Origin of the sequence: Mycobacterium sp., assembly GCF_035697385.1 — a bacterium.
Lineage (GTDB): Bacteria > Actinomycetota > Actinomycetes > Mycobacteriales > Mycobacteriaceae > Mycobacterium.
The window spans coordinates 1-10,500 of record NZ_DASSCY010000061.1 but is presented as its reverse complement, the minus strand read 5'-3'; the positions used below and the strand labels follow the sequence as shown (position 1 = coordinate 10,500).

Genomic DNA, 10,500 nt, shown 5'->3' with positions numbered 1-10,500 from the left:
CCATATCCGCCGAGGACCCGGATGAGCCGGTCTTCGATCTCCGCGAGCTCGCCGAGCACCCGGTCGAGCAGACCTTCGACCGCACCTGCCGGATCATCGCCGAGGTCCCGCCCAGCCTGCCTGCCGCGCTCGGCCACGTCTTCGGGGTCCATCCCCAGCGCCGACGGATTCACCTTCGCGTAGTACTCCTGCGCGGTGGTGATGTCTTCGCGCTCCGCGGTCGTCTGCAAGTAAGTGCTGACGGTGATCAGTGAGCGCGACGTATGGCCGACCAGCGACCGCACGTCCCAGTCACCCAGGCCCGGGCCGTCCCACGCGTCGGCGGGAATGTCGTGCACGAGCGCCGCGAAACTCCTTGCCGCCGAAGCAAACGCAGCAATCGTGTCGGCCGAGGTCACGACTGAACGACTTGGTCCCAACCCTCGACGGACTCGGGGCTGCGTGGGTCGGGGCCGACGTAGATGGCTGCGGGGCGGACCAGCTTGCCCAGTCTCTTCTGCTCGAGGATGTGCGCGCACCAGCCCGCGGTGCGACCGCAGGTGAACATGGCGGGCATCATCTTCGTCGGCACCTGGGCGAAGTCGAGGATCACCGCAGCCCAGAACTCGACATTGGTCTCGATGGCACGGTCGGGTCGTCGCTCCCGCAACTCTGCGAGCGCGGCCTGCTCCAGTGCGGCGGCGACCTCGTAGCGCGGGGCCTCCAGTCGTTTGGCGGTGGCGCGCAGCACCCGTGCCCGTGGATCCTCGGCCCGGTAGACGCGGTGACCGAAGCCCATCAGCTTTTCGTTGCGGTCCAGAATGCCCTTGACCACGGCGCGGGCGTCGCCGGTCTGCTCGGCCTCCTCGATCATCGGGATCACCCGCGCCGGGGCGCCGCCGTGCAAGGGGCCGCTCATCGCGCCGATCGCGCCTGAGAGTGCGGCGGCCACGTCGGCGCCGGTCGAGGCGATGACCCGCGCGGTGAACGTCGAGGCGTTCATGCCGTGCTCGGCCGCGGTCACCCAGTATGCGTCGATCGCCTCGACGTGCTTGGGGTCAGGATCGCCCTGCCAGCGCGTCATGAATCGCGCTGTCACGGTGGAACATTCGTCGATGGTGCGCTGCGGGACAGCGGGCTGATAGATGCCGCGCGCGGATTGCGCGACGTAGGACAGTGCCATCACCGAGGCCCTGGCGAGCTGCTCGCGAGCCGTCGGTTCGTCGATGTCCAGCAGCGGCGCATAGCCCCAGATCGGGGCCAGCATGGCCAGCCCGGCCTGCACGTCGACGCGCACGTCGCCGCTGTGAATGGGCAGCGGGAACGGTTCGGCCGGCGGCAGGCTGTGGCCGAACTTGCCGTCGACCAGCAGCGCCCACACGTCGCCGAACGTGACGTGACGGGTGACCAGATCCTCGATGTCCACGCCGCGATAGCGCAGCGCGCCGCCATCCTTATCGGGCTCGGCGATCTCGGTGGTGAAAGCCACCACGCCTTCAAGCCCCTCGACGAAGTCTTCCGGCACAGCAGTCATGGGCAGATTCTCGCACCTGCGGTGAGGCGTAGCGTGATCGCGTGGCAACTCGCGACGACGAGCACCTGGCGAAAATGCGGGTCGAGTACGGCTCGGTGGAGAAGGACGGCAGCCCCGATCTCGACGCGGATTGGCTTGCCGAGGGCTGGCTTGCGCTGCTGCGCAGGTGGTTAGCCGACGCCGAACGCGCAGGCGTGGCCGAGCCGAACGCGATGGTCGTCGGCACGGTCGATCACCGTGGAAGGCCGGTCACCCGGGCGGTGTTGTGCAAAAGCATGGACGAAGCCGGCATCACCTTCTTCACCAATTACGACTCCGCCAAGGGCGCCGACCTCGCGACTACTCCGTACGCGTCGGCGACCTTTCCGTGGTTCCTGCTCGGCCGCCAGGTTCATGTCCGCGGGCCGGTGACCAAGGTGTCCGAAGAGATGACCACCGATTACTGGTCGCACCGGCCGCGTGGTTCGCAGCTCGGCGCTTGGGCGTCGCACCAATCGCAACCGGTCGCGTCGCGTGCCGCGCTGCTGGAGCAGTTGGCCGAAGTCACCGAACGATTCGCCGACCATGACGCGGTGCCTGTGCCGCCGAACTGGGGCGGATACCTGATCGCGCCCGAGGTCGTCGAATTCTGGCAGGGCCGGGAGAACCGGGTGCACAACAGGATTCGGGTGGTCGCCCAAGCCGGGGCGCCGGCGACGACAAGCACTAGCCGCATCGAGCGGCTCCAGCCCTAGTGCGGCGGCTGTTCGCCGACACCACACCGCTGCGGACACCGGACTTCCGGCGGCTGTGGCTGTCTGGGATCGTCACGGTCATCGGCGCCAACCTGACCATCTTCGCCGTGCCGGTGCAGCTGTACGCGCTCACTCAGAACTCCGCGTATGTGGGGCTGTCCGGGGTGTTCGCGCTCGTGCCGCTGGTGGTGTTCGGCCTGTTGGGCGGTGCGTGGGCCGACGCGATGGACCGCAGGCTGCTGTTGATCATCGCGTCGTGTGGGCTGGCAGTGGCCTCTGTCCTGCTGTGGCTGCAGGCCGCGCTGACCCTGAACAACGTCTGGGTGGTGCTGTGCCTGCTGTCGGTTCAGCAGGCGTTCTACGCGATCAACTCACCAACCCGGTCGGCGGCCATTCCGCGCATGCTGCCCGCCGCTCAGCTACCCGCCGCCAACTCGTTGAACATGACCGTCATGCAGTTCGGCGCGATAGTCGGGCCGCTGATGGCCGGCGTGATGCTGCACTGGGTCGACCTGTCCACGCTCTACTTCATCGACGCGATCACCTGTATCGCCCCGATCTGGGCGACGTTTCGGCTCGCGAAGATGCCGCCGACCAACGGCGGGCAGGGCTCGTCCGGGTGGGGATTCCGCGCAGTGCTTGACGGCTTTCGCTACCTGGCCGGAAACCAGGTGGTGCTGATGTCGTTCGTCGTCGACCTCATCGCGATGATCTGCGGCATGCCCCGGGCATTGTTCCCGCAAATGGCGCACGAGAGTTTTGGCGGGCCGGTCGAGGGCGGCACGACTATGGCGCTGCTTGCCGCAGCGATGTCGGTGGGCGCCGTTGCGGGCGGGGTGTTTTCGGGCTGGCTGCCCCGGATCCGGCGCCAGGGTCTGGTCGTGGTCGTCGCGATCGTGGTGTGGGGCGCGGCGATGGTCGGCTTCGGCCTTGCCGGCGGGCTCGCGGGCGGCAGCGCTGGGACGTTTCTCTGGATTGCATTGGTGTTCTTGGCAATTGGTGGTGTTGCTGACATGGTGTCGGCGGCATTCCGGTCGACGATCCTGCAGCAGGCGGCGTCCGACGAGCTGCGCGGCCGGCTTCAGGGCGTGTTCACCGTCGTCGTGGCGGGCGGGCCGCGGCTGGCTGATGCGCTGCACGGTGGCGCGGCCGCGGTCGTCGGCACCACGGTGGCCGCTGCGGGCGGTGGCGCGCTGGTGGTGGTCGGCGTGGTGATTGCGGCGCTTGTCGTGCCCGCCTTCGTGCGCTACCGGGTGGCCGAGGATGACAAAGTATGAGCGACGTCAATTGTCTGGCGTTGCCATTTTCTAATCCATTTCATAGCCCGGCGGGTTAGCATCCGGATGTGGCTGAAGTAAGGGGGGAGTCCGCTCTCGGCCTGCGGGAACGCAAGAAGCAACGAACCCGGACCACGTTGATCGACGCGGCCGTCGAGTTGTGCGAGCGGCAGGGCTTCGAGCGGACGACGGTGGATCAGATCGCTGCCATCGCCGACGTCTCGCCGCGCACATTCAGCCGGTACTTCGCCACCAAGGACGCCATCGCGCTGGCGTTGATCGACGAAGCGATCGACAAGACCGCGGCCGTCCTGGCGGACCAGCCGACCGACATCAGCCATTTCGAGGCGCTGCGCCGTTCCTATGTCGCGATGTACACCGACAGCAAGACCGCCCTGTCTGGTGAACTGACCGCCGAGCGGATGATGTGTACGGTGCGGATCATCTTGTCCTCGCCGGCGTTGCGGCAGGCGGTCGTCGAATTCCGCCACCACGCGGTCGTGATCGAGCTGGCCAAGCGGATGGGGGTCGGGCTCGACGACCGCAGGCTGCGGCTTGTTTCGGCAATATGGTCGTCGATCCTCATGAACGCCATGGGCGACCTCGGGGTCAGCACGGACTGGCGTCAGATCGGTGTCGACGACTTGGTATCCCGCCTCGAGGCCACATACGACGAGTTCATCGGCTTGGTCGCGGACGTTCCGAAGCCTGTCTGACCATCACTCGGCACCCCCTCGGGCGCGAGTGCTGGAATGGGACTACCTTTTGTAGGGCAGAGACCAGCAGCGACGAAGGGATTCCCGTGGCCGAGAACAACGAGCACGCCACGCTCTCCTACCCCGGTGGCGAGCTTGAGCTGGAGGTCGTCAAGGCCACGGAAGGAGCGGACGGCATCGCGCTCGGTCCGCTGCTCTCCAAGACTGGCTACACGACGTTCGACAGCGGCTTCGTCAACACGGCCTCCACCAAGAGCGCCATAACCTACATCGACGGCGACGCGGGGATCCTGCGCTACCGCGGCTACCCGATCGAACAGCTCGCCGAGAAGTCGAATTTCATCGAGGTCAGTTATCTGCTGATCTACGGCGAACTGCCGACCAAGGACCAGCTGGACAAGTTCACCACCTTGATCCAGCGGCACACGCTGCTGCACGAGGACCTGAAGCGCTTCTTCGACGGCTTCCCGCGCAACGCCCATCCGATGCCGGTGCTGTCCAGTGCGGTCAACGCGCTGAGCGCCTACTACCAGGATTCGCTTGACCCGTTCGACGACGAGCAGGTGGAGCTGTCCACCATCCGGCTGCTGGCCAAGCTGCCGACCATCGCCGCCTACGCCTTCAAGAAGTCGGTCGGCCAGCCGTTCCTGTACCCGGACAACTCGATGACGCTGGTCGAGAACTTCCTGCGGATGACGTTCGGCCTGCCCGCCGAGCCCTATGAGGTCGACCCGGAACTTGTTCGGGCGCTTGACATGCTGTTCATCCTGCACGCCGATCACGAGCAGAACTGCTCGACATCGACGGTGCGGCTGGTGGGCTCGTCGCAGGCCAACCTGTTCACGTCGATCTCCGGCGGCATCAACGCGCTGTGGGGACCGCTGCACGGCGGCGCGAACCAGGCGGTGCTGGAGATGCTCGAGAAGATCCGGCAGGCCGACGGCGACGTGCACGACTTCGTCAAGAAGGTCAAGGACCGCGAAGACGGCGTGAAGCTGATGGGCTTCGGGCACCGGGTGTACAAGAACTACGACCCGCGGGCGCGCATCGTCAAGGAGCAGGCCGACAAGATCCTCGGCAAGCTCGGTGGCGACGACGAACTGCTGGACATCGCCAAGGCGCTGGAAGAGGTTGCGCTGACCGACGATTACTTCGTCGAGCGCAAGCTCTACCCGAACGTCGACTTCTACACCGGCGTGATCTACCGCGCGATGGGCTTCCCGACACGGATGTTCACCGTGCTGTTCGCGCTCGGCCGGCTGCCCGGCTGGATCGCGCACTGGCGTGAGATGCACGACGAGGGCGACAGCAAGATCGGCCGGCCGCGCCAGATCTACACCGGCTACACCGAGCGTGACTACAAGGCGGCCGACGCCCGCTAGTTTTGTCAGCTCGGCCACACTGGCTTGCACAGCCGACAGTTGTAGTTTCACAATAGTTGTGTGAATGAAACTGTCGTCCGGTCTTTGAGTGCCCGGCGCAAGGCCATCATCTTGGTGTCCTGCTGCCTGAGCCTGCTGATCGTGTCGATGGACGCGACGATCGTCAACGTCGCCATCCCCAGCATTCGCGCCGACCTCGGCGCCTCGGCGCCGCAGCTGCAGTGGGTCCTCGACATCTACACCTTGGTGCTGGCATCGGTGCTGCTTCTCTCGGGCGCCGCCGGGGACCGGTTCGGCCGCAGGCGCACATTCCAGGTCGGGCTGACGGTCTTCGCGCTGGGCTCGCTGCTGTGCAGTGTCGCGCCGAACATCGAGACACTCATCGGCGCACGTTTGATCCAGGCGATCGGCGGGTCGATGATGAACCCGGTGGCGATGTCGATCATCACCCAGGTGTTCACCGGCCGAGTGGAACGCGCCCGCGCGATCGGCATCTGGGGTGGCGTCGTGGGCATCTCGATGGCACTGGGCCCGATCGTGGGCGGCGCGCTCATCGAACTGCTCGACTGGCGCGCGGTGTTCTGGATCAACCTGCCGATCTGCGCCCTGGCGATCGTGCTGACGGCCATCTTCGTCCCGGAATCCAAGTCGATCACGATGCGCGACTTCGACCCGGTCGGACAGGCGCTCGGCATGGCGTTTCTGTTCGGCATCGTCTTCGTGCTCATCGAGGGGCCAGGGTTGGGCTGGGGCGACGCGCGCATCGTCGCGATCGCGGTCGTCGCGGTGCTCGCGTTTGTGGCGTTCCTGCGTTACGAGGCACGGCGCCGCGACCCGTTCATCGATCTCCGGTTTTTCCGGAGCATCCCATTCGCGTCGGCGACGATGATCGCGGCGTGCGCGTTCGCCGCGTGGGGAGCGTTCTTGTTCATGATGTCGTTGTATCTGCAGGACGAGCGGGGTTTCTCGGCGATGCATACCGGGCTGATCTACCTGCCTGTTGCCGTTGGCGCGCTGATCTTTTCGCCGCTCTCGGGCCGGCTGGTCGGCCGGTTCGGCAGCCGCCCATCGCTGTTGGTCGCTGGCACCTTGATCACCGCGGCGACGTTGATGCTCACGCGGCTCAGCGCCACCACCCCGCTGTGGCAGTTGCTGACGGTCTTCGCGGTGATCGGCATCGGCTTCGCGATGGTCAACGCACCGGTGACCACCGCGGCGGTCAGCGGCATGCCGACCGATCGGGCCGGCGCCGCATCCGCGGTTGCCTCGACCAGCAGGCAGGTCGGCGTGAGTATCGGTGTGGCGCTATGTGGTTCGGTCGCGGGAACCGCGCTGGCAACAGGCGGCGCCGACTTCGCCGTCGCCGCCAGGCCGCTGTGGCTGATCTGCGCGGGTCTCGGGCTGGCGATCATCGCCCTTGGCATCTACTCGACGTCACCGCGCGCGCTGCGCTCGGCCGAGCGGCTGGCCCCCCTGGTGGCCGGACCTCAGCGGGTGGAGGCCGTCGATGTCGGGTAATCCGTTGGCCGACGAGGTCTGGCGGATCATGACCGCGCTGGTGATCGACAACCGCGACAGCTGGAAACGGGCCGTGATCGAGCGAACCGGGTTGCCGTTCAGCAGGATTAGGATCCTCCTCCGGCTAGGCCGTCAACCGATGTCGGTAAAGCAGGTGGCGCAGGCCGCGACCATCGACGCGCCCGCGGCGACGGTGGCCGTCAACGACCTCGAGGCGCGCGGACTCGTGGTGCGCTCAATCGATCCGACGAATCGACGGTGCAAGGTGGTGTCGCTGACCGATGCCGGCCGCGAAATGGTGCACCAGATCGACGCGGTTAAACATCCGGCGCCAGACGTGATTGCGGCGGTAGGTGACGCGGAACTCAAACAGCTGAAGGCGATACTGGAGAAACTCGCCGTTGGTTAGCTCTCCAGCACCGCCATCGCGGCGTTGTGTCCGCCGATCCCCGAGACCGCACCGCCGCGGCGGGATCCCGAGCCGCACAACATGATCCGGTCATGTGCGGTCGCTACTCCCCAGCGGCGCGCAGGCGTGTCGAGCGGTTGGTCGGTTTCGGCGAACGGCCAACTCAGCGCGCCGTGGAAGATGTTGCCCGCCGTCATACCCAGCGTATGTTCCAGATCCAGCGTCGTCTTGGCTTCGATGCACAGCCGCCCCGATGAATCCTGCATGAGTACATCTTGAATTGGTTCGGCCAGAACCGAATTCAGCGAATTCAGCACTGCCGACGTCAACGTGTCACGCAAACGGTCGGGGTCCGCGCCCACCGCCAGGCTGTGCGGCGTGTGCAGCCCGAACACGGTCAACGTCTGTGCGCCCGACTCCCGTAGCTCTTCCGACAGGATCGTCGGGTCCGTCAGCGAATGGCAGTAGATCTCACACGGCAACGGGTCGGGGACGACGCCGTGGTCGGCGCGGACGAATGCGGTGTCGAGCTGGCTGAAGGTCTCGTTGATGTGGAACGTCCCACCGAATGCCTGCTCCGCAGTGACCGTGTCGTCGCGCAGTCGCGGCAGCCGGCGCAACATCAGGTTGACCTTCACCTGCGCTCCCGGCGCCAGCGCCGGCGCTGGTTCACCCAGCAGGCCGGCCAGCACCGACGGCGTCACATTGGCCAGCACGACCCCGGCGTGCGCGCGGTGCTCCCGGCCCTCGCGGTGGTACCGCACCTCGCCGTCCGGGTCGATGGCGTAAACCTCTGCGCCCGTGACGATTTCGGCACCATGGCTGGCAGCCGCAGCGGCCAGCGCGCCGCTGACGGCGCCCATCCCGCCGATCGGCACGTCCCAGTCGCCGGTGCCGCCGCCGAGCTGGTGATACAGAAAGCACACGTTCTGCCTCAGCGTCGCGTCATCGGTGCGGGCGAACGTGCCGATCAACGCGTCTGTAGCCATCACCCCGCGGACCAAGTCGTTCTGCACGGAATCACAAATGGCCTCGGAGATCGGCCGGTCGACCATCGACCGCCACGCCGCGTCGTCGGCGACGTGTCTGCGCGCCTCGTCGCGCGTCATCAACGGCGAGGTCAGCGTCGGCCACAACCGGGACGTGACCGTCCGGCAGCGACGGTAGAACTCATCGAAGCCGGCCTCGTCATCGGCAGCGCCCACAGCGCCGAATGAGCTTTCTGGCCCGATCAACAGACCCGTGCGTCCTGCCGTCGCCGGATCGGGCGTGTACGACGAGTAGCGGCGGCGCACCAACCGCACCCTGGCACCGAGGTCTTCGACGATGCGCCGCGGCAGCAGGCTGACCAGATACGAGTAACGGGACAGCCGGGCGTCCACGCCGTCGAACGCGTGCGCGGACACCGCAGCCCCGCCGACGTGGTCGAGCCGTTCAAGGACCTGCACCCGCCGGCCCGCGCGGGCCAGATACGCCGCGGCGACAAGCCCGTTGTGTCCGCCGCCGACGATGACAACGTCGGGCGTCGTCACAGGTCAGCCAAGATAGCCCTCGACCTCGTTGGCCGGACGCACCCGGGCCTCGCGGGGATCGCCGCCGGTCTCGCGGAGCGCCCGTCGCTGCCGCAGCAGATCCCAGCACTGGTCGAGCGCGACCTCCACGGCGCGCAGGCGCGCGTGCTCCTCCGACTCGTCGATCTCGTGATGCTGCAGCGCAGCCCGCAGCTCCTGCTCCTCGGCGACCAGCTTGTTGACCTGAGCGAGAATGTCTTGGTCCTTAGCCACGGCTCCAGTGTGCCCGACTACGGTGAGTGCGGTGACTACCAAACCCGAGATCGAGTTTCCCGACGGTCCCGCGCCGTCCAAGCTGGTGATCAAGGACCTCACGGTCGGTGACGGCGCGGAGGCAGTGCCTGGCGCCACCGTCGAGGTGCACTATGTCGGCGTCGAGTACGACACCGGCGACGAATTCGACAGCTCCTGGAATCGCGGCGAATCCATCGAGTTCCCGCTGCGTGGGCTGATCCAGGGTTGGCAGGACGGCATTCCGGGCATGAAGGTCGGCGGCCGCAGGCAGCTCGTCATTCCACCGGAACAGGCATACGGCCCAGCAGGCGGCGGGCACCGGCTGTCCGGCAAGACGCTGATTTTCGTCATCGACCTACTGGCCACTCGCTAGCTTCGGCGTTCGCGGGCGCGTTAGCGGCGGAACGGCAGGTTCAACAGCAGACGGGCACCGCCGAGCGGGCTGTCCTCCAAAGAGGCTGTACCGCCATGTAATTCGGCCTGCTGGGCGACCAGCGCCAAGCCAAGCCCTGAGCCGGAGTGCGACGCCGTCGAGCCGCGGGAGAACCGGTCGAACACCAAAGCACGCTCCTCCTCGGGAACGCCGACGCCGTTGTCGTCTATCGCGATCTCCACACCGGATCGCGACGTGACGGCCGACAGCTGAACCCGCGTCGCACCACCGTGCTTGATCGCGTTGGCAATCGCGTTGTCCACGGCCAGCCGAAGGCCCGCAGGCAGTCCGACGATGATCACCGTCGGCGCGGGCACCAGCGACACATCCAGGTCGGGATAGACGCGCATCGCGTCGTGGGCGGCACGGTCGAGCAGTTCGGTGATGTCCACCGGCATGTGGTCGTCGTACGTGGACAGCTCGCCCTGGGCCAGCCGCTCCAGTGCACCGAGCGTCGCCTCGATCCGCGACTGCGTTCGGATGACGTCGTTGATGACCTCCTTGCGCTGCTCTTCCGGCATATCAAGGGTGGCAAGCACCTCGAGGTTGGTACGCATCGCGGTCAGCGGCGTGCGCAGCTCGTGCGCGGACACCGACGCGAAGTCACGGGCCGACGCGAGCGCGGCCTTGGTGCGGTCCTGCTCCTTCCAGATGCGCTGCAGCATGCCCTTGACCGCGTCGGCGATCTCGACGGCCTCCGTTGCGCCGCGGAC

The 10,500-nt window shown here is 66.8% G+C and carries 12 protein-coding genes; 7 read left to right on the top strand and 5 right to left on the bottom strand.

What is annotated here, in order from left to right; translation table 11 throughout:
• Positions 1 to 398: maleylpyruvate isomerase N-terminal domain-containing protein (locus tag VFH65_RS05690; protein WP_353320177.1), on the bottom strand; the 398-nt coding region annotated here is incomplete at its 3' end.
• On the bottom strand, positions 395 to 1,513 hold the full coding sequence (locus VFH65_RS05685; RefSeq protein WP_353320176.1) for a citrate synthase 2: 1,119 nt from the start codon (positions 1,511 to 1,513) through the stop codon (positions 395 to 397). The genes VFH65_RS05685 and VFH65_RS05690, both read right to left, overlap by 4 nt.
• A 74-nt stretch (positions 1,514 to 1,587) precedes the next feature.
• Between VFH65_RS05685 and pdxH the strand changes: the two genes are divergently transcribed.
• The 6 genes from pdxH (at position 1,588) to VFH65_RS05655 (ending at position 7,549) form a co-directional block, all read left to right on the top strand.
• The gene (gene pdxH / locus VFH65_RS05680) at positions 1,588 to 2,247 is read left to right on the top strand and encodes a pyridoxamine 5'-phosphate oxidase (protein ID WP_414688366.1); all 660 of its coding nucleotides are present in this window, start codon (positions 1,588 to 1,590) and stop codon (positions 2,245 to 2,247) included.
• Positions 2,247 to 3,524 carry an MFS transporter gene (locus VFH65_RS05675; RefSeq protein WP_353320174.1) on the top strand — a complete coding sequence of 426 codons (1,278 nt, stop codon included), beginning with the start codon at positions 2,247 to 2,249 and terminating at the stop codon, positions 3,522 to 3,524. The genes pdxH and VFH65_RS05675 overlap by 1 nt, the downstream gene beginning before the upstream one ends.
• Positions 3,525 to 3,592: 68 nt before the next feature.
• Positions 3,593 to 4,240 carry a TetR family transcriptional regulator gene (locus tag VFH65_RS05670; protein WP_353320173.1) on the top strand — a complete coding sequence of 216 codons (648 nt, stop codon included), beginning with the start codon at positions 3,593 to 3,595 and terminating at the stop codon, positions 4,238 to 4,240.
• A gap of 86 nt (positions 4,241 to 4,326) precedes the next feature.
• Complete coding sequence (locus tag VFH65_RS05665) at positions 4,327 to 5,622, top strand: citrate synthase (protein ID WP_353320172.1); 1,296 nt, start codon at positions 4,327 to 4,329, stop codon at positions 5,620 to 5,622.
• 60 nt (positions 5,623 to 5,682) lie between these two features.
• Positions 5,683 to 7,140 carry an MFS transporter gene (locus tag VFH65_RS05660; protein ID WP_353320171.1) on the top strand — a complete coding sequence of 486 codons (1,458 nt, stop codon included), beginning with the start codon at positions 5,683 to 5,685 and terminating at the stop codon, positions 7,138 to 7,140.
• Entirely contained in the window at positions 7,130 to 7,549 is a 420-nt protein-coding gene (locus VFH65_RS05655) for a MarR family winged helix-turn-helix transcriptional regulator (RefSeq protein WP_353320170.1), read from the top strand. The genes VFH65_RS05660 and VFH65_RS05655 overlap by 11 nt, the downstream gene beginning before the upstream one ends.
• Here VFH65_RS05655 and VFH65_RS05650 read toward each other — a convergent pair.
• Together VFH65_RS05650 and VFH65_RS05645 are read right to left on the bottom strand one after the other, a co-directional pair.
• Positions 7,546 to 9,081 carry a phytoene desaturase family protein gene (locus VFH65_RS05650; RefSeq protein ID WP_353320169.1) on the bottom strand — a complete coding sequence of 512 codons (1,536 nt, stop codon included), beginning with the start codon at positions 9,079 to 9,081 and terminating at the stop codon, positions 7,546 to 7,548. The two genes, VFH65_RS05655 and VFH65_RS05650, sit on opposite strands and share 4 nt — an antisense overlap.
• A gap of 3 nt (positions 9,082 to 9,084) precedes the next feature.
• Positions 9,085 to 9,333, bottom strand: a complete 249-nt coding sequence (locus VFH65_RS05645) for a DUF2630 family protein (RefSeq protein WP_353320168.1) — start codon at positions 9,331 to 9,333, stop codon at positions 9,085 to 9,087.
• Between the two features lie 31 nt (positions 9,334 to 9,364).
• On the opposite strand from VFH65_RS05645, the gene VFH65_RS05640 reads away from it, so the two are divergent.
• The gene (locus tag VFH65_RS05640; protein ID WP_353320167.1) at positions 9,365 to 9,727 is read left to right on the top strand and encodes an FKBP-type peptidyl-prolyl cis-trans isomerase; all 363 of its coding nucleotides are present in this window, start codon (positions 9,365 to 9,367) and stop codon (positions 9,725 to 9,727) included.
• A 20-nt stretch (positions 9,728 to 9,747) separates the two neighbouring features.
• Here the strand turns inward: VFH65_RS05640 and VFH65_RS05635 are convergent.
• The coding region (locus tag VFH65_RS05635; RefSeq protein ID WP_353320166.1) for a sensor histidine kinase at positions 9,748 to 10,500 on the bottom strand (753 nt) is incomplete at its 5' end.